General features: G+C 38.9%; 16 protein-coding genes and 2 riboswitches. Of the genes, 15 read left to right on the top strand and 1 reads right to left on the bottom strand.

Annotated elements, in window-relative coordinates; genetic code table 11:
• Positions 1 to 596 precede the first annotated feature (596 nt).
• From EO118_RS04030 to EO118_RS03985, 10 genes are all read left to right on the top strand, one after another.
• Positions 597 to 1,049, top strand: a complete 453-nt coding sequence (locus EO118_RS04030) for a hypothetical protein (protein ID WP_127068751.1) — start codon at positions 597 to 599, stop codon at positions 1,047 to 1,049.
• Positions 1,037 to 3,400: an autotransporter outer membrane beta-barrel domain-containing protein gene (locus tag EO118_RS04025; RefSeq protein WP_127068750.1), complete on the top strand. Its 2,364-nt coding sequence runs from the start codon at positions 1,037 to 1,039 to the stop codon at positions 3,398 to 3,400. The genes EO118_RS04030 and EO118_RS04025 overlap by 13 nt, the downstream gene beginning before the upstream one ends.
• Positions 3,401 to 3,504: 104 nt before the next feature.
• Positions 3,505 to 5,463: a B12-binding domain-containing radical SAM protein gene (locus tag EO118_RS04020; RefSeq protein WP_240626902.1), complete on the top strand. Its 1,959-nt coding sequence runs from the start codon at positions 3,505 to 3,507 to the stop codon at positions 5,461 to 5,463.
• A gap of 1 nt (position 5,464) precedes the next feature.
• A complete protein-coding gene (locus EO118_RS04015) occupies positions 5,465 to 6,427 on the top strand; it encodes a TIGR01212 family radical SAM protein (protein ID WP_127068749.1) in 963 nt (320 codons plus the stop codon).
• Positions 6,428 to 6,437: 10 nt separating this feature from the next.
• Entirely contained in the window at positions 6,438 to 7,418 is a 981-nt protein-coding gene (locus EO118_RS04010; RefSeq protein WP_127068748.1) for a PhoH family protein, read from the top strand.
• On the top strand, positions 7,408 to 7,884 hold the full coding sequence (gene ybeY, locus EO118_RS04005; RefSeq protein ID WP_127068747.1) for an rRNA maturation RNase YbeY: 477 nt from the start codon (positions 7,408 to 7,410) through the stop codon (positions 7,882 to 7,884). Before EO118_RS04010 ends, ybeY begins: the two co-directional genes overlap by 11 nt.
• Complete coding sequence (era, locus tag EO118_RS04000; protein ID WP_127068746.1) at positions 7,877 to 8,776, top strand: GTPase Era; 900 nt, start codon at positions 7,877 to 7,879, stop codon at positions 8,774 to 8,776. The genes ybeY and era overlap by 8 nt, the downstream gene beginning before the upstream one ends.
• A 213-nt stretch (positions 8,777 to 8,989) precedes the next feature.
• Positions 8,990 to 10,291 (top strand): hemolysin family protein, encoded by a 1,302-nt coding sequence (locus EO118_RS03995; protein ID WP_127068745.1) that lies wholly within the window; start codon positions 8,990 to 8,992, stop codon positions 10,289 to 10,291.
• Between the two features lie 145 nt (positions 10,292 to 10,436).
• Positions 10,437 to 11,129: a DNA repair protein RecO gene (locus EO118_RS03990; protein ID WP_127068744.1), complete on the top strand. Its 693-nt coding sequence runs from the start codon at positions 10,437 to 10,439 to the stop codon at positions 11,127 to 11,129.
• 74 nt (positions 11,130 to 11,203) lie between these two features.
• Entirely contained in the window at positions 11,204 to 11,644 is a 441-nt protein-coding gene (locus EO118_RS03985; RefSeq protein WP_127068743.1) for a GNAT family N-acetyltransferase, read from the top strand.
• A 117-nt stretch (positions 11,645 to 11,761) separates the two neighbouring features.
• Here the strand turns inward: EO118_RS03985 and cytX are convergent, their stop codons facing one another.
• On the bottom strand, positions 11,762 to 12,943 hold the full coding sequence (cytX, locus tag EO118_RS03980; protein ID WP_127068742.1) for a putative hydroxymethylpyrimidine transporter CytX: 1,182 nt from the start codon (positions 12,941 to 12,943) through the stop codon (positions 11,762 to 11,764).
• A 130-nt stretch (positions 12,944 to 13,073) separates the two neighbouring features.
• Positions 13,074 to 13,181, bottom strand: a riboswitch (TPP riboswitch).
• Positions 13,182 to 13,361: 180 nt separating this feature from the next.
• Positions 13,362 to 13,458: riboswitch (TPP riboswitch) on the top strand.
• Between the two features lie 66 nt (positions 13,459 to 13,524).
• Between cytX and thiD the strand changes: the two genes are divergently transcribed.
• The 5 genes from thiD (at position 13,525) to EO118_RS03955 (ending at position 19,265) form a co-directional block, all read left to right on the top strand.
• Complete coding sequence (gene thiD, locus EO118_RS03975) at positions 13,525 to 14,331, top strand: bifunctional hydroxymethylpyrimidine kinase/phosphomethylpyrimidine kinase (protein ID WP_127068741.1); 807 nt, start codon at positions 13,525 to 13,527, stop codon at positions 14,329 to 14,331.
• 106 nt (positions 14,332 to 14,437) lie between these two features.
• Positions 14,438 to 15,109, top strand: a complete 672-nt coding sequence (gene thiE / locus EO118_RS03970) for a thiamine phosphate synthase (RefSeq protein ID WP_127068740.1) — start codon at positions 14,438 to 14,440, stop codon at positions 15,107 to 15,109.
• Positions 15,110 to 15,448: 339 nt separating this feature from the next.
• A complete protein-coding gene (glyQ, locus tag EO118_RS03965; protein WP_009354040.1) occupies positions 15,449 to 16,324 on the top strand; it encodes a glycine--tRNA ligase subunit alpha in 876 nt (291 codons plus the stop codon).
• Position 16,325: 1 nt separating this feature from the next.
• Positions 16,326 to 18,359: a glycine--tRNA ligase subunit beta gene (gene glyS / locus EO118_RS03960; RefSeq protein ID WP_127068739.1), complete on the top strand. Its 2,034-nt coding sequence runs from the start codon at positions 16,326 to 16,328 to the stop codon at positions 18,357 to 18,359.
• A 6-nt stretch (positions 18,360 to 18,365) separates the two neighbouring features.
• Positions 18,366 to 19,265: a zinc metalloprotease HtpX gene (locus EO118_RS03955; RefSeq protein WP_127068738.1), complete on the top strand. Its 900-nt coding sequence runs from the start codon at positions 18,366 to 18,368 to the stop codon at positions 19,263 to 19,265.
• Positions 19,266 to 19,364 lie beyond the last annotated feature (99 nt).

Raw genomic sequence — 19,364 nt, 5'->3', positions numbered from 1 at the left:
GGCGGGTTTAACTAAATATCATAAAGGGAAGCCCATGGCATACTCCTTCTCAAACGGTATTTCATAATGTTTGTTCAGGAGCACGCCATGGGCTTCTTGCATTTGTGTAATTTAGTTAGTAAGACCCGCCACAAAGGCTGCTACGCCTAACTGCGTTCCTTAGAGTGTTGTTAGAGCACGGTATACCCCTCTCAAACGGTATTTCATAATGTTTGTTCGGGGGCACACCGTGCTCTTTTTGTGTTTGTATGATTTGGTCAATAAAGATCCGACACGAAGGCTACTACGTCTCTAATGGCGTTCTTAGTGTGGATATAATGTTTATCTGCTATACAGATGCTCCTTTTATAGTATAACTGAAGTGTATGTTGTTGTTATGGGCACACTTATAATATGCAATTCGTGTAAAAATCGGGGAGGGAAGTATACAAGGGAAAAAATCCATAAAATGATTGAAATTGCTTAATACCAATGATATTATGTAGATGTATACTTATGATTATGTTAGTAAGCACAGGAAAAAAGTGTTCAAGCCTTCTATATAAGGTTTAGGTTGGACTGTATGGTTATGTGTGTATATGTATATGGGGTGTATTATGAAACGATATGACGTATTGCTATCTTGTATTACTCTTTCATTATTGACAAATGTGTGGACTGTATCTGCAGAGGTGATAACAAGAGACAAGTATACTGTGGTGTATTCAAATCCTGGAAAGGAAACGTCTTATACGTATGATGCAACTAAGGAAAATAAACCGTTGAATTTTTTAGTAATTTCTGCATTGGGCGGCACTAATAATATCACGATTAAAGGTAAATTAGGAGATTCCAATGGACCATCTAGTACGTTTGATACCAATACATCAGTTGCGGAACTTCGTGAAGGGGACTATCGTTTTACACTTGATTCTGAGAAAAATAATGCGCCACCATCAAGTATCATGATATCGATGGTGGTGTTACTGGAAAGAATAATATTGTATTTGAGGATGTTACCGTTGACAATCATACCGTGTCATCTGGGATTCAGACAATGGATCAAATGAGTGTGCATAGTAAGGGAAAAAATGGACTTGCAGCTGCGTCGATTACATTTAAAGGGGTGAATACCATCAACACCTTATTAGATGATCCAAATCTAGATAATTATGCTAGTAAAAAGTCAAATGGTATTCAATTGTTCAATAATGGTACAACTGTAGGAAACTATCATATACATTCAGAAGTAGGGTCTACATTGAATGTGAATGTTACGTCAGCTTCTAGTCGTGGTCGTGGTATAGCGGTGAATCATTATAATAATACAATGGGTTCAACGGCTATAAAAAAAGAAACCCCCACTGTGACGGTGATGGAGTTTGATGGTGATGTGAATGTAAAAATAGATAGACATGGTCAAGAAGAGGCAGAAAATTATGGGATTGGTCTCTTTTCCAGGGGGAGTAAAAGAAATCGGGATACAATTCCCGATGCTTCTAAATTAGAAGCTATATTTAGGGGCAATCTCAAGGTAGATGTAACACCTGTATATGACGCTCAGGGTAATCCTAAAAGCATTGGAGACGCTATTAATGTGAACGGAAAAAATAGCAAAGTTGATATTGTTGGTGGACCAGATAAAGTGATTCAAATCAAAGGGGATATACATGCCTATAATAGTGGTATCGTTAATTTGAATTTAGGCAATAAAGACTCTTATTTTGAAGGCGAGGCTCATATAGGCAAAGAAAAGTTTACATCCAAGCAGAATTTATTTGATGAAACTGTCGATGCTGATGACAATGTCATCCTACGGGAACAGGATATTAAAAAAGTTGAGAAGCAGATTGCGACCTGGAAAAAAATACTAGAGAAACCTACCCTAACTGCTAAAGGAAGAGAAAATTATAAGAAAAAAATTGCAGATGCAGAAGCTTCTATCGCGAAAAGCAAATTCTATTTTGATGAACATGGTATTATAAAAAATGATGCTATTGATACCACAAATAATGCGATTAATCTTACTATGAGCAATGGCGCTCACTGGAAAGTTACGAATGATTCCATGGTAAAAGATTTGGATTTAACCAAAGGTGCCATTGTAGAATTTGGAAACGATAAAAAGTATGTTAATGTATCTGTAAAACATTTAATGGGGGATACAGAAACACTGAAAATGAACGGGAATATTATCAGTGGTGATACTGATAGATTGGTGACTCGAAAAGGCAGTGATGGGGTTCATAACATTGACTATAAAGACGATGGAGCAGCTAAAACGAAGGGACATGAGCATTTAAAACTTGTAGAAAACTTAGGGGATTTGACAGACAATAAGGCCAAGTATAAATTACTGTATGGTACTACAGATCAAGGGGCCTATGAGTTCATTGTATCTAATTCTGAAACTTCAAAGATAGCCAAAATTGAGCCAGATGGAAAAAATGATTTTTATTTAAACCCTAATGGTCGATTGAGTTCTGGAGCTCAGGCTGTTGAAGTACTACATAATATGATATACCAAAGTAATTTAGCTACCATGGGTACACTAGTACAACGATTAGGGGAAACACACCTAGATAAAAAGGTGCGCAACTCTAATGACATTTGGGTAAAGTTAATTGGTGGTAAATATAGTAGCGATGGAGATGTAAAGGTAGGTACATATAGCAATAACTATTACGGTATACAAGGTGGGTTTGATTGGCAAAGAAAGCATGGAGGATGGATTGCCTATCATGGACTTAATGTAGGTATGTTACAGGCTCGTGGCACACTAGATGAATTCAGTGGCTCTATTAAACTCACACAAGCTGCAATAGGTGGGTATTCCTCTTGGGTGCATCCAAAAACAAATATGTATGTTGATATTGTGGGACGTATCGCTAATTACCGTGGTGGGTTCGACATGATAAACCGTTCTCATACAGATGTATCTTCTGATACTATGCACACTGTATCGTATCTCGGATCAGTTGAATTAGGTAGACGCTTCTATTTCAAGAAAAATGATACACGCAAGTATTATATAGAACCAGAAGCACAATTGACGTATCAAAGCATTGGTGGTTATCCTATGCACATGAAACATGGATTAACATCAGTGACAGATGATTTTAAAGGTTTAGTTCTGCGTATCGGTGCCAGAATTGGTATAGACAGTATCACACCAGGGCATATTAATCCATATATTAAGATTATGCATGAACGAGAATTATGGGGAGATACAACACATACCTTTAATGAAGTGGCTGTGGAAAAACCATCGAAACAAGATAGTTGGTTTACTTATGGATTTGGTGCAACCTATATAAGTAAAGATGAAAATAAACAATTTTATTTTGAAGCACAAGGGTCAACGAAACATAAGGTAAAACAAAATTGGCAAATTAATGCAGGATTTAGACATCGATTCTAATCGTAATACCTCACTATTGGGTCTCCAGTAGTGAGGTATTTGCATTGTATGGTATAATAGAGCAATAGCCGATGAACTAGGTTCATTCGATGAGTGAGGTACAAATGAAAGTTATTATTTCAACGTTGAATTCAAAATATATACACTCTTCTTTGGCATTGCGCTATTTGCAGGCCTATGGAAGAACTAAGGATGAGGCATATGAGATAGTGGAGTACACTATTAATATGCCTATTTTAGATATCTTAAACAATGTGACTACTTTAGAGGCAGATGTAATAGGGTTTGCTTGTTATATTTGGAATATCGATATGACATTGCATCTTTGTTCTATGATCAAAGCGGTTCATCCTAACACGAAAATTATATTAGGTGGTCCAGAGGTGAGTTATACTGCTAGGGAATTATTAGATGACCACCCGTATATTGACTATATTGTGCAAGGGGAAGCTGAGGAGGCTTTCACTTCTTTTGTGAAAGCAATCCGTACAGGGCAATCTCCTGTGAATCCCGTCATCCCTGGTATCTTAGGTAGAGAACATGGTGAGATTCAAGGGTCTGAAGAGGCCGTTGAGGTGAAAGACCTAAGCACGATACCATTCCCGTACACAGAGGAAGATATGCTTACCTTAGGGAATAAAATTGTCTATTATGAATCTTCTCGTGGTTGTCCCTTTAGTTGCCAGTATTGTTTATCTGGAAATCGCAACACTGTACGATTCTTTCCCCAAGAACGGGTAATCGAAGAGTTAGCTTGGTTCGTGGCGCACAATGTGAAACAGGTGAAGTTTGTGGATCGTACATTTAACTGTGCGACTCATCATCACATTCCATTGATGGAGTGGATGCGTGATCATGGGGGACAGACGAACTTTCACTTGGAAATGGAATCTATATTGATGACAGAAAAAGAAGTAGATATTCTAAGTTCTACTCGCCAAGGACAAATACAGATTGAGGTAGGCGTTCAAAGTACCCATGATAAAACTTTGGAGGCCATCCATCGGCGCAATGATTGGGGCCGCATTCAGTCCGTTATCCCTCCGATTATAAAGGCCGGGCGCACCCATGTGCATATGGACTTAATTGTAGGTTTGCCTTATGAAAGCAAAACTATTTTCGAGAAGTCCTTTAATGATTTGTTCAGTTTACAACCTCATGCGTTGCAGATTGGATTTTTAAAGTTATTAAAAGGCTCTGGCGTACGTTCTATGGCCGAGTATAAATACATTGCGAATCCGAAAGCTCCTTACGAAGTATTACAAACTCATGTATTGCCTTACGATGATGTGCGGATGCTAAAACATTTTGAAGATGTGTTCGAACGGTTCTATAATAGTGAACGGTATCGTACAGTCTTTGGGTACATTAGTGAAAGCTTAATCCAAGAGGGATCGGCCTTTGCCTATTTTGAAGACATGACCAAATTATGGTTAGAAAAAGGGAATCAAGACCGCAAACTAAACGATGCTGATCAAATTGCATTCCTCTATGAGTTCTTTTCGTTGAAAGGGGACCGAGTGGCCTGTGATTTACTGCGCTACGATGTGTTGACTTCTTTCAATGGTAAAATACGGGATGAACGATTTGGCTTATCCAAAGATAGAAAGCAAGAAATGCAGGATGCCGAGATATTTTGGCGTGAGGAAGAACTGGTACAACGATATATCCCTAACTATTCTTTTGTAGAATGGCGGAGAATCCGACAGGATTATCATACGATTGAGGTCTGTAGTGAATCATTGTCATATTTAGGGATTCCAAGAAGTTTCTATGATGCTATAGAAGTTGTAGCATCCCAAAATGAGGAATACAATTGTTCTACCACAAGTTCTGTACATAGTGCTAAGGAATGCTATACACAAGAAATTAGTGCAGTTAAACAAAGTAATATACGTTGTGATGAGGCTATGACTGACAATGTTATAGCAGATAATAGATACACTATCATTATTGACGTAAAAGGTGAGATGAAACCTTTTATACGCCCTCAACAATGTGGAAATACTTATCTAACTCATCATGAACAATATATGAGTCCAACTATTAGGGAGGAGGTGTGACATGAGTGATACGACAAAGCCAAAGCGGTATCGTATGATATCTGTGTTTTACAAAGAGCGATATGGGGAGAAGGCGTATAAAATTCCTGTGGCATTACCGTTGACATGTCCTAATCGTGATGGCTCTGCCGGTGTAGGTGGATGTACCTTCTGCGGTGAAATTGGAGCAGGCTATGAAAATCGACCAGCCTCTATGACGGTGAAACAACAAATTGATGAGACTGTGATACATATTGCAAAAAAATATAAGGCTTATAAATATATACCGTATTTTCAGAATTTTAGTAATACTTATTTACCACCAGAGAAGTTTCGCCAGTATGTGGAGGAAGCTTGCTTAGAACATGTGGTAGGTATTGCCATTGCCACACGTCCGGACTGTGTACATGATGCGTATTTAGATATTTTAAAAGAAATACAGCATAAATACGGTGTTGATATTTATGTAGAACTTGGCTTGCAATCGGTGAACTATCACACATTACAAAAGGTGAATCGAGGACATACGATGGCTGAATTTATCGACGCTGTACTGCGGATTAAGCGCTATGGATTTGAAGTGTGTACTCATATGATACTCAACCTTCCTTGGGATACGATGGACGATGTCATTGAAGGAGCGAAAACTTTATCAGCCTTACAAGTAGACCAAGTGAAGCTTCATGCATTATACTTAGTAAAGAATACAAAAATGGCACGTGATTATGAAGCCGGAGAGTTTACTTTAATCAGCGCTGAAGAGTACGCCCGTCGTGTGGTGGAATTTTTACGTTACCTAGATCCAAAGATTGTATTACAACGATTGGTGGGACGTGCGCCAGAGGAAAATACGATTTTTACGAATTGGTCTATGGGCTGGTGGCGCGTGCAAGATTTGATTGATCAAATTATGGAAGACGAACATATTTCTCAAGGCAGTGGCTATGATTATTTACATGGCACTGCAGTACAAAAATTTCTGTGAAAGGGAGCATATGGCTAATCAGAGATTTACCATACCTACTTATGACATGGTAGGACCGATCGTGGGACCCCAAGGTTCTCACATAAAAGTATTAGAAGAACTATTGACAGTTGATATATTACATCGAGATACGACCATAGATGTGACAGGCTCTGAAACATCTGTACAAGTGGCGATAGAAGTCCTTGATGTTTTGTTATATTTATTTAAAAATCACATTAAAATCACTGATCATCATGTACGAAACGCTACTACGATGATTTTGAAAGGCGAAAAAGAGGCTCTTTTTCAGCTTTATGAAGATACTATCAATGTGACTGTAAAGGGGAATCCTATCATCCCTAAAACATTGAGGCAAAAACAGTATGTAGACAGTATCCGTCGCAATACTATCACCTTTGGTATTGGTCCTGCCGGAACAGGTAAGACCTATTTAGCGGTAGCATTAGCTGCATTTTACCTGAAAAATCGTGAAGTGGATCGTATTATTTTGACGAGACCTGCTGTAGAGGCAGGGGAAAAACTGGGCTATTTACCAGGAGATTTGCAAGAAAAAGTAGATCCCTATTTACGCCCTCTCTATGATGCCTTACATGATATGTTCGGTGTAGAACGAGTGCAGAAGATGCTGTTACAAGGGACTATCGAGGTAGCACCATTGGCTTACATGCGTGGTCGCACCTTGGAGCGGTCTTTTGTCATCCTTGATGAAGGGCAAAACACGACACCAGAGCAGATGAAAATGTTCTTAACCCGCTTAGGGTATCAATCAAAAATGGTGGTTAATGGAGACCCTACGCAAATTGACTTGCCACCGAAGATAACATCTGGTTTGATTGAGGCAGAACAGGTGTTGCAACGCATCAAAGGGATTCGATCTATTTATTTCTCCGACCAAGATGTGGTGCGTCATGACTTGGTAGGTCGTATTGTGAAAGCCTATGAAGAATATCAACTTTCAGAGAGAAAGGGAAACAAGAATGATTGTTAGCATTTCCTATGATGAGGGAATAGAACAGAATAGTACGTATGAGGAAGTCATTCAACGGTGCTGTAATGAAGTGGCTCGTGTGTATGGATTGCACGAGGAAGATGAGTATAGTGTACTCCTCTGTAACAACGGAAAAATTCAGGAGTTAAACCGTCAATACCGTGGTAAGGATATGCCTACTGATGTGTTATCCTTTGCCCTCAATGAAGGGGATGAAGCCTCTATTGAGGAAGAAGGACAATTATTAGGAGATATTGTTATCTCTTTAGAGCGTGCAGCAGAACAAGCGAAAGAGTATAACCATGATTTCATACGTGAGCTTGCCTATCTAACTGTTCATAGCTGTTTGCATATTTTAGGCTATGACCATATGACAGAGGACGATAAGAAAGAAATGCGCACAGAAGAAGAATTTGTGCTTGGTAATTTAGGTTATGTACGAGAGGATATGCCATATAATGAATAGTGGAAAAGGATTTAAATCAGGCTTTGTAGCTGTTGTAGGACGTCCGAATGTAGGGAAGTCTACATTAATTAATGCCTTAATTGATGATAAAATTGTCATCGTTTCTGATAAAGCACAAACTACACGGAATCGTATTGTTTGTGTCTATACAGATGAAAAGAAACAAATTGTATTCATGGATACACCAGGGATTCATAAGCCAAAACATAAGTTAGGTGAATTTATGGTGGATCAAGCGGTAGACTCTTTGCGTGAAGTAGAGGCTGTTTTATTTGTGGTGGCAGCTAATGAAAAACGTGGTCCTGGTGACAATTTTGTCATGGAACAGTTAAAAAAGGTTAATGTTCCAGTATTCCTCATTGTGAATAAAATTGATACTATGGAAAAGCAAGACTTGTTAGAGGCTATTGTATCCTATGAAAATAGCTATCCTTTTGAGGCTGTGGTACCGATTTCTGCGAAGGAAAAAGATAATATTGAAGAAGTGGTCAATTTGTTGGAAAAACATTTGCCAGAAGGTCCAAAATACTTCCCAGATGATATGATTACCGACCAACCAGAGCGGTTGATTATTTCTGATATTGTACGTGAAAAAATCCTGTTGCAGACCCATGATGAAATCCCTCATGCCATCGCTGTCGATGTGGATGAAATGAAAACTCGAGATGACGGCACCACCTATATACGTGCTACTATCTACGTAGAGCGAGACTCCCAAAAAGGGATCATCATCGGTAAACAAGGGTCTATGTTAAAACTGATTGGCAAACAAGCTCGTGCCGATATTGAGCGATTATTAGCTACCAAGGTATTCCTAGATGTATGGGTAAAAGTGAAAAAAGACTGGCGTAATAAATCTGGTATGTTGTCTGAATTGGGATACCGGAATTAGTACTAGTGCAATAAAATAGTTATGTTGTCTGAATTGGCATATCGGAATTAATACTTAAGGCCGGTTATTTTATGGCACGCTGTTAATCTTTTAGGTCATAGTGTAGACAGCATTACGTATGAAAAATAACATATCTTGAGATAGAGTATGGCATTGTCAAAATAGTGTATATAGAAAGGACTGATTTATATCGATACCCCCGTCACGGGTGGCATGATTCTATTTGCCATCTTTTGTATTTTAATTATTAGTGTATTTGTGATTAGTAAATTCTCTTTTGCCCGTCTTCGAGAAGAACATTTAGAAGATATGGATACATTGAGCGAGAGCAAAAAAGACGAATTACGTGAATTATACAAACGGCCTGAACGGTTTATGAATACGTCCACCTTCTTTATTCTCTTCTTTATTGTCGTTTTGGCAGTCTATGTAGGACGCTATTTAGAAGATGGGAGTGATTTGGTATTACATTATTTAGGCGTTTATGATGCCACATATGCCATTGTAGTGGAATGGATTATACTAGCATTATTTGCAGTAGTGGTACTCATATTTGGGGAAATTATCCCTAAAGGATTGGCATTATCCTTTCCTGAACGCTATGTAGGAACAACCGTGACCATTGTGCGCTTAGCTGGAAAGATAGTGATTCCTTTTGTGTACTTAGCAGAACGCATTGGTAATACAGTGTTGAAAGCTTTCAAAGCACCCTATCGTACAGAAATAGACCTAGTGCACACAGAAGAGGAAATCCGTGCTTTGGTGAGCCGAAGCCATCAGCAAGGTGAAATTGACCATGTGGAAGGTGAGCTCATCGACAATGTATTCGATTTTGTGGACCGCATTGCAAAAGAAGTTATGATTCCTCGGCAAGATGTGGTGTGCGTATACACGCAAGATAGCTTTGAAGAGACTATGCATATTGTATCTTCCACAAGTCATACGAGATATCCATTGTGTTTAGAAGATAAAGATCATATTATCGGCCTTGTGCATATTAAGGATTTAATGGAACGCCGTGAAGAGGCAAGTAAAGATTTACGCTCCATTCGTCGTAATATTCTTGTCATTCCAGAAGTAATGAAATTATCTGTTCTATTACAACATATGAGGACACGTCGTATTTATCAAGCTGTTGTGGTGGATGAATACGGTGGTATGGTGGGCTTAGTAGGTTTGGAGGATATCCTAGAGGAACTAGTTGGGGATATTCAAGACGAGCATGAACGAGATCTACCAGCCATTGTGGAAAATCCAAATGGAACCTATAACTTTGCCGGAAAAGTGCTCGTAGATGAAGTGGAAGATGTATTGGATATTTCATTCGGTGATGTGGACGAAGATACTATTGGTGGCGTTATCTTTGGTATCTTAGAACGGACCCCAGCGGTTGGTGATGCCATCACCGTAGATGGATATACTTTCACGGTGACGGAAATGCAAGGCTATCGTATTGAACGTGTCTATGCTGTACCAGTACCAACTGATGCTGAAGATGCTGAGGAAATAAAATAATTAGCACTTCTTGTAAAAGTGTAATTAAAGTTGATGTATATGTTAACATATCTTTGAAGCAATTTAAGAATAGTATGTAAATATCTTAGGGTCATAAGATAAATGTTAATAGCATTGAGGTATCCTGTATGGAGAGGACATATAGATGAAAGCAAATACGTTTACTAGTGAAGCCATTGTATTATGGCGTAAAAAACGAAAATACTATAGTATCTATGCGTTCCTCACAAAATTAGAAGGCATTATACTTTGTTCTGTATCCCATAAACGTAAAGCTAACTATAAAGAAGGGGCGTATTTGCAACCTTTAAGCCGTTTATATTTGACAGTAGCTCCTAATGGAGATATGTACGATATTATTCAGATGGATGGGATTTCTACACGTGATTATGAAAGCTTAGAAGATATTTCCTATGCTACCTTTAGCGGTGAACTGGTGAGTGCCTTATTTGAAAAAGGTAAATTAGACCGCGGTGTGTATACGAATATGAGTCGATTTTTACAAGCTATACAAGATAAACCAATTCGATTAGGATCTATTGTATTAGGTTGGCATATGTTAAGCATTGCTGGATTTGTTCCCCAAGGACAACATTGTGAAGATCCCGAGGCAATGGCAAGTCTTTGTGATGAAATCTATGAAACTTGTCAATATGTAGTGAATAGAGAGCTACAACAAGGGATAACAATGCTTTTGAACTATGATTGGATTCCTACGAAACCATTGCGACTTAACGGAAATCAATGGGATCAATTAGAAGTTCTTTTGAGAAAGATTTTGACATATCAATTAGGATATACATTGCATAGTATAGAATTTTTAGAGACAATGATATAAAAATCTATATCACAATTTTTTATAATGTTGTATTGTCTAATTTTAATGTATTTTTATAGATGGGATTGATATATATGTGGAAAATAACTAAATTACATGAGTTGTCACCATTAGAGTTATTTGAAATATTTAGGCTTAGAGTAGACACATTTGTTGTTGAACAAAATCGAGTGTATCATGAATGCGATGATGTGGATCTTAAAGCAGCGCACGTATTGTATTGGAATGAAAAAACTAATCAAGTAGATGCCTATGCCCGCATATTTGAAGAAAATGGGATTATTGTTTTTGGACGAGTTGTGACACGTCATTCCACACGTGGATTAGGTATGGGACGTCAGTTGGTACAACATATTATGAACTATATACATGAACACTGGAATGGAAAAAATGTGGCTATTGAAGCGCAAGAACAAGTGGTTGGATTATATGAAAAATTTGGTTTCAAAACTGAAGGAGAATCATTTATTCATGAAGGAACTCCACATGTAAAGATGGTTTATACACCTAAGTAAATATGAAATAACAAAAAACGCGGTCATGTGACCGCGTTTTTTGTTAATAAGATATTAATATAAATGATATTTAATACAGCATTAGATATTTAATAAATCTGTATGGGTACCTGTATCTTAACTTTTGCTCAATTTACTAATAATATACGCCGTTGCAATAGTTGCCAAGGATGTTCCTACGATGGTAGACAAGCTAGCTCCTAAGAATGGATTGCTATCGAGGAAACGATGGTACATAACAGTGCCGGATGCCCAGCAAATGATGTATAGTGTTGGACCATGGTCAAGGCGCGGACAATGACGTAAGAAGAAATAATGAGTTAATAAAATAGCAATCATAGGAACAAATACAGATCCGATGGTATATAAGAATGGGATGATATTATCCATTGGATAGATGGATGCGCCTATGGTGCCGATGATGGTAACGATAATACCGATGGTACGACCAGAATATTTAGATTGCAAACTTTCAGAGGAAATACCAGCAGATAGGGCGTCCATGAAAGTTGTGGTCACAGTAGAGAATACAATGATGATTAAACCACCAAATCCTAAACCAGCATGAAGAAGTACCTTCGCAATGTTGCTTTCATTTGTATAAAGAGCAGCCGCAAGGCCTAACACATACATAATGGAGCTAGTTACACCATACACAATGGCACTAGCCGCAGTACCTGCCACAGGATTTTTAGATAAACGAGTGTAATCGCTGATTAGCGGCAGCCAAGATAATGGCATAGCAATAGATAATTCTAAGGCCGCTGTAAAAGTCAGTTCATCAGTGATGATGCCTTGGCTGTGAATAGAACTTTCTTGTAACAAGCTAATCAATAAATAGATGCAGAGGATACCTAGACCGTAGCCCATAATACTGTTGATGTAGCCCATGTTGCGAATGCCGATGAAGAGCCACACAATGATTAAAGCGCCGATGATGACAGTCCACGCAGTGAATGGTAGATTCCACAATTCTACGGCGCCAAGTGCACCGTCATAGATCATAATGCCGGTCCAGCCGATGAGTTGTAATACGTTTAAAATGGAAAATAATTTCATGCCCCCATTGCCAAAGACCGTGGATACAGTTTGCATGGAGCTCATGTGTTCACGAGCACCGATGAGCCCAGCGCCAAACAATAGCAGACAACCGATGACGTGCCCGATGATGATAGCTAATAGACCGTCGGAAAATCCTAAGGGCGCAAAATAGGTGCCCGTCATAATTTCCGCAATGGAAAGAGCGGCGCCGAACCAAATGAGGGACAACCGCGATGATGAAAGTTTTGAATCAGTCATGAATACTCCTATCCATGCCAGCGGGAACAAAAAAGCTAATCCAAATCGATTAGCCTGTAGATGATATATATTCTCTATAGTAAGCACATCATAAGTGAGAGTTAACTATGTTTTTGTATAGGCACTACAAAAGAATATATATGTATATCCCTACGTTGGCATTATCCAAATCAGGTTATGGGTTAGTCGCACATAGCGACTTCTCAGCCCACTTCCGTGAGCACCCCTTATAGGTGTATTATACGAATTGAATGATACTACGTCAATAGGATGTATAGGTGAATGTAATGTAGTATATGAAATACATAGACTATATGAATATCTATATTGAGAAAAAATATCTTAATAGTGAAAATAGCTCAACTGTTATTTATTGTATTGCATTGGGTACTATTTCATGTTATAACTAAATTAATATAAGAACCACTAGGGGTGCTTATGCTGAGATTGATGAGTATCAAAACCCTAGACCTGAACCAGATAATGCTGGCGTAGGAAAGTGGATGGTATCGAATACTAGGAATTGTACAAGAACCGTCCCAAGGATTGGTTCTTTTTTGTTACTAGTAAAGGAGATACCTATGAAATTACATAGAGCGTTAACGATTGCAGGAACAGATCCAACAGGTGGTGCAGGGGTGATGGCGGACTTGAAAAGCTTTCAAAGTCGTCACGTCTATGGTATGGCTGTCATTACATCTGTAGTAGCGCAAAATACGAAAGGTGTGACACAGATTGCTCATATGGATGTATCTATGATTGAAGCACAGTTACAATCGGTGTATACTGATATCGTGCCAGAAGCAGTAAAAACAGGCATGTTAGCCACAGCAGAAATGATGGAACTCATCGGTACGTATATTGATCCTAAGGTACCCTATGTATTAGACCCAGTGATGATTGCCACCAGCGGGGACCGTCTTATCTCCGATGAGGCTGTGAAAGCCTTGCAAAGTACATTAATTCCTAAGGCTACATTGATTACGCCTAACCGTAGTGAAGCGGAAGTGTTGGCAGATATGAAAATCGATACGGTAGAAGCTTTGCATACAGCAGGGATTCGTATATTACAAGAATTGGGCCCTCAAGCGGTCATCATCAAAGGCGGTCACATCGGAGATGAAGCGACAGATTACTTGTTTACAAAAGATACTATGTCCATGCGCCGGTCTTGGACCAGTCCTAAATACGACACAGTACATACTCACGGTACAGGCTGCACATTCTCGGCGGTGATCACAGCAGAATTAGCAAAAGGTAAATCCTTAGAAGAAGCCATCACCATTGGTAAAGAATATATCCGGTTAGCTATCTTACATAATCCAGGGTTGGGTACAGGCAATGGACCAGTGAACCATATGGCTTATGGGGATGAGTATTCAGAATAATCTGCCCAGTTATATAGGTATGATGCAAGTCATATCGAATAGTTTTGATGTCGTGGTATACTATAGGTAATCTTTTATCGTTGTTATATAAGAAATGAGGATTATTTTGAAACGCTATGATATAGAAACGGTACAGTCTATGATGGGCTTGTATTTCATTTGTGGAACACCTAATACTAAGGATATACATACAACGTTGACAGAAGCTTGTAAAGGCGGTATTACGTGCTTTCAATTTCGTGAAAAAGGGGAAGGTGCTCTAGTAGGAGAACAAAAAGAACAAATGGCACGAGAGTTACAGCACATTTGTAAAGAATATGGTGTGCCTTTCATCGTTAATGATGATGTGGAACTAGCAGAACGTATTGGTGCTGATGGTGTTCATGTAGGACAAGATGATATGGACCTTGAAGAAGTGCGCAAACGTTTACCATATGCTCTTGTAGGTACGTCTATTAATTCTGTGGAAGAGTTAGAACATACGAAGCTAGACTATGTGGATTACATCGGTGTAGGCCCTATGTATGCGACAAGCACAAAAAAAGATGCCAAAACTGTACGAGGACCAGAATTAATTTTAGCTTTACGTGCTCATAATCCAACTATTCCCATGGTGGCTATTGGTGGCATTAATCGAGATAACTTTGATGATGTCTTAGCGGAACCAGTAGACGGTATTGCGGTCATCTCTGCTATTACGGAAATGGAAGATATCGAGTATGAAACGGCCATGTGGATAGAGAACATGGAATGGTGTAAGATGTTTTTGGAGAAATAGATAGCAGAACATTATCTGCTTATTTCGTATATTACATGGGTTCATCCCTTGACACTAACCACTTTTATCCATACAATAGTATATATACATAGGCGATGAAGCAGAGGAGTATACTCCCCTTAGCGAGTGAGGATGGTGAAAGCTCACAATGGAGTAGAAGGCGCTGTGGAGCATGAGCAGGAACGTTGTACCATACTAGGTATGGACAATTAGTAAAGGCTATTTTTTAAAAGAGGGCATTAGCCAATTAGGGTGGAACCGCGGGTATATCTCGTCCCTGTAGCGATTTTCGTTGCAGGGACTTTTTTTATTCCCTGTAAAACATAAGGAGGAATGGAAATGACATTTCAAGAGATGATTTTTACACTCCAAAATTTCTGGGGTGAACAAGGTTGCATTTTGCAACAACCATATGACATTGAAAAAGGGGCGGGTACCATGAACCCAGCTACCTTCTTGCATGCTTTGGGACCTGAACCTTGGTCTGTATGCTATGTAGAACCATCCCGCCGTCCTGCAGATGGTCGCTATGGTGATAATCCGAATCGTTTGTTCCAACATCATCAATTCCAAGTTATCATCAAACCATCTCCAGACAATATTCAAGAATTATATCTACAAAGTTTGGCGGCTCTTGGTATTCATGCAGAAGATCACGATATCCGTTTTGTAGAAGATAACTGGGAATCTCCAACATTAGGCGCTTGGGGTCTTGGTTGGGAAGTTTGGTTAGACGGCATGGAAGTAACGCAGTTTACCTATTTCCAACAAGTGGGATCTATCGACGTAAAACCTGTATCCGTTGAGATTACATACGGCTTAGAACGTTTGGCTATGTACATTCAAGGCGTAGAAAATGTGTATGACTTACAATGGAATGAACAATATACATACGGCGATGTATGGCATGCAAACGAAGTAGAACAATCTACGTACAGCTTTGAATTAGCAGATACAGATATGTTGTTCAAATTGTTCGACATGTACGAAGCAGAGGCGACACGTGTATGTCAATTGGGCTTTGTATTGCCGGCTTACGATTATGTATTGAAATGTTCCCATACATTTAACTTGTTAGATGCACGCGGTGCCATTTCTATTTCTGAAAGAACAGCTTTCATCGGTCGTGTTCGTAACATGGCTCGTATTTGTGCACAAAACTATTTGGCGAAACGAGAAGAACTTGGTTTCCCATTGTTGAAAGGAGATAAATAAGATGGCTAAGGATTTACTCTTTGAAATTGGGGCAGAAGAAATTCCAGCAGGATTTTTGCCAAATATTATCAAACAATTAGGTGAATTAGCAACAGCTGCCTTGGCAGAACGTCATATTCCACATGGGGCTGTGAAAGTATATGCTACACCTCGTCGTGTTGCATTGCTTATCAATGATGTAGCAGAACGTGGTGAAGATGTTCACGAAACACATAAAGGCCCATCTGTATCTATTGCCTATGATGCTGATGGAAATGCTACTAAAGCAGCCATCGGTTTTGCTCGTGGTAAAGGATTAGATGTATCTGAATTAAAAGTAGTAGATGGTTACATCTTTGCTGATACAACGACAGCTGGTTTAGATACAAAAGAAGTCTTATCTGACGTATTGCCATCCTTGATTACAGGTTTAAGTTTCCCTAAATCCATGCATTGGGGCGATTTAGAAGAACGTTTTGTTCGTCCAGTACGTTGGTTGGTGGCATTATTTGGTCAAGACGTAGTACCAGTGACATTTGCCAATGTAACAAGTACAAATGTAAGTCGTGGACATCGTTTCTTAGGTGAATCTGAGTTGACTATTGGAGAACCAAAAGACTATGTAGATACACTAACTAAAAACTTCATTATGATCAACCAAGATGTACGCAGTGAGACAATTCATAAACAATTAACAGAATTGGCAGCCACTAAAGGGGCTACTGTGGTATGGGATGAAGATTTATTAGATGAAGTTACATTCCTAGTAGAATATCCAACAGCACTTTGTGGTACTTTTGATGAAAGCTACTTAGCGTTACCATCAGACTGTATTATTACACCAATGAAAGACCATCAACGCTATTTCCCAATGGTGGATGGCAAAGGAAAATTACTTCCTATGTTCTTGACAGTTCGTAATGGGGATAGTAAATCCTTGGAAGTAGTGGCAGCTGGTAATGAACGTGTACTTCGTGCTCGTTTAGACGATGCAAAATTCTTCTTTAATGAAGACCGTAAAACGCCATTAGCTGGTCGGTATGAAGCATTGACAAAAATTGTCTTCCAAGAAGGTTTGGGCAATTTGAAAGATAAAACTGAACGTCTTGTGGAATTAGGTTCTGTATTGGCTAAAGAAGTAGGTTTCACGGATGCAGCTACGTTAGAATGTGCTACACATTTGGCAAAAACAGACTTAACGACAGGTATGGTAAGTGAATTTACTGAATTACAAGGTGTTATGGGTAAAGAATATGCCTTACTAGATGGTGAAACACCTGCGGTAGCAGAAGCGATTTTTGAACAATATTTACCTCGTTTTGCAGGAGATATCTTGCCAACTACCGATGCAGGGCGTATCTTGAGTATCGTTGACAAAGTAGACACTATTGTGGCTACTTTCAGCCGTGGTTTAATCCCTACAGGTTCTCAAGATCCATATGCATTGCGTCGTCAAACTATCGGTATTATCAACATCTTGATGGATAGCAAATGGTCCTTGTCCATGCGTCCAATCTGGGTGAAAGCGATGGAACTATTGGGTGTAGATTGTGAAAAACATGAAGAATTACTAGGTCAACTAGAAAACTTCTTTATTCTTCGATTGAAAAATATCTTGTTAGAACAAGGTATGCCATATCAAGTGGTCGATATCGTATTGAGTCAAGATACTGTAACAGTAGCTTTAGCAGAAGGTTTAGGACAAGCTTTAACAGCGAATCGTTTGGACGAAAACGAACCATTAATGCAAGCTTACACACGTATCTTTAACATGGTGAAAGATGTAATTTTCACAGGTGTGGACGAATCCTTATTGAAAGAAGATTCTGAACAAGCCTTGTACAAAGCGGCATTACCTGTGTATACAACAAATCGTAATGCCTTGGAAGCTGGGGACTATGTGAAAGCAGTGAGTTTAGCTGAATCCTTGGTGCCATATATTGAAACATTCTTCGAACATGTTATGGTTATGGATAAAGACGAAGCTGTGAAACAAAATCGTCTTCAATTATTGCGTATGACTTATGAAGTAAGTAACTTAGGCAAATTGAAGTAGGTTCTTATGATTGTTACGGTATTAACATTTTTTGCCAATCTATTCATCATTGGTAGCATTGTATATATGTATCAAGTCATCTTTGGACCTATTAATCATCCTTTTTTAATGAAAGCGATGGACCTCTTTCATGTGCGTATCAATTTGGAAAATATTAGCTATGCCGTAGCAGGTACCTCTGTCTTACTTGTGGCGGCACTAGCGCAAATTCCTTGGTTTCATCGCATTACTATGTGGCTCTATGGGGGACGTCGTCCTCTAGGGCAAGAGATAGAGATTCTGCAGATGATTCAGAAGGATATACAAAATCATACGGGTATCGATATGTCGCAATTCGATTGGTTTATCAAAAATGATGATTCTATCAATGCTTTTGCAATGGGGCATAATCGAATTTGTATTAATACGGGGGCTATCATACAGTTGCCTTATGATGAATTATTGGGCATAGTGGCTCATGAAATGGGACATATTCATCATAAAGATGGGGCCTATGGATTTTCTTGTTTCTATATGAACTATTTAGGACAAATGTGCATTCGTGTGTACGAACTCTTTGCACGTGTTATATTATGGATTCAATATTTACGACTGCCGGTAATTACATTCATTGTACAGATTTTTTATCTTCTCGTAGTTTTACAAATTCTATTTATGCAGTGGGTCATTAAGGCGCCTTTGGTCATTATTGACTTATTCACAGGTAGACGAGCGGAGTACCGTGCTGATAAATATGCTTATGAAATCGGCTTAGGGGCTGAACTCCATGATGCATTGATTACGTTACGTAATTATACAGTTGAAACTGGTGAAAGTGGACTCATGAGTAAACTCTATAGCACACACCCAGCCACAGAAAAACGTATCGAACGATTACGACAATATGTGGAGGGGAAGTATAGATAGTATATATTAATTCATAGGTGCCTATCCAGTTAAAGGGTAAACGAGCATGATTAATGGACATTTAGACGAATTTAACTTTTTTGTGGATTATGGCTTAAA

It is taken from the genome of Veillonella sp. 3891 (assembly GCF_003992315.1).
Classification (GTDB): domain Bacteria; phylum Bacillota; class Negativicutes; order Veillonellales; family Veillonellaceae; genus F0422.
Note: the sequence above shows the minus strand (reverse complement) of the source record. Positions and strands in the feature narration are given on the sequence as shown.

Coding starts and splice junctions, on each gene's coding strand:
- era (WP_127068746.1), top strand. CDS start 7,877: ATGAATAGTGGAAAAGGATTTAAATCAGGCTTTGTAGCTGTTGTAGGA.
- glyQ (WP_009354040.1), top strand. CDS start 15,449: ATGACATTTCAAGAGATGATTTTTACACTCCAAAATTTCTGGGGTGAA.
- EO118_RS04010 (WP_127068748.1), top strand. CDS start 6,438: ATGGCTAATCAGAGATTTACCATACCTACTTATGACATGGTAGGACCG.
- EO118_RS03955 (WP_127068738.1), top strand. CDS start 18,366: ATGATTGTTACGGTATTAACATTTTTTGCCAATCTATTCATCATTGGT.
- glyS (WP_127068739.1), top strand. CDS start 16,326: ATGGCTAAGGATTTACTCTTTGAAATTGGGGCAGAAGAAATTCCAGCA.
- EO118_RS04020 (WP_240626902.1), top strand. CDS start 3,505: ATGAAAGTTATTATTTCAACGTTGAATTCAAAATATATACACTCTTCT.
- EO118_RS03990 (WP_127068744.1), top strand. CDS start 10,437: ATGAAAGCAAATACGTTTACTAGTGAAGCCATTGTATTATGGCGTAAA.
- EO118_RS03985 (WP_127068743.1), top strand. CDS start 11,204: ATGTGGAAAATAACTAAATTACATGAGTTGTCACCATTAGAGTTATTT.
- EO118_RS04030 (WP_127068751.1), top strand. CDS start 597: ATGAAACGATATGACGTATTGCTATCTTGTATTACTCTTTCATTATTG.
- thiD (WP_127068741.1), top strand. CDS start 13,525: ATGAAATTACATAGAGCGTTAACGATTGCAGGAACAGATCCAACAGGT.
- cytX (WP_127068742.1), bottom strand. CDS start 12,943: ATGACTGATTCAAAACTTTCATCATCGCGGTTGTCCCTCATTTGGTTC.
- EO118_RS03995 (WP_127068745.1), top strand. CDS start 8,990: ATGATTCTATTTGCCATCTTTTGTATTTTAATTATTAGTGTATTTGTG.
- ybeY (WP_127068747.1), top strand. CDS start 7,408: ATGATTGTTAGCATTTCCTATGATGAGGGAATAGAACAGAATAGTACG.
- EO118_RS04015 (WP_127068749.1), top strand. CDS start 5,465: ATGAGTGATACGACAAAGCCAAAGCGGTATCGTATGATATCTGTGTTT.
- EO118_RS04025 (WP_127068750.1), top strand. CDS start 1,037: ATGGATCAAATGAGTGTGCATAGTAAGGGAAAAAATGGACTTGCAGCT.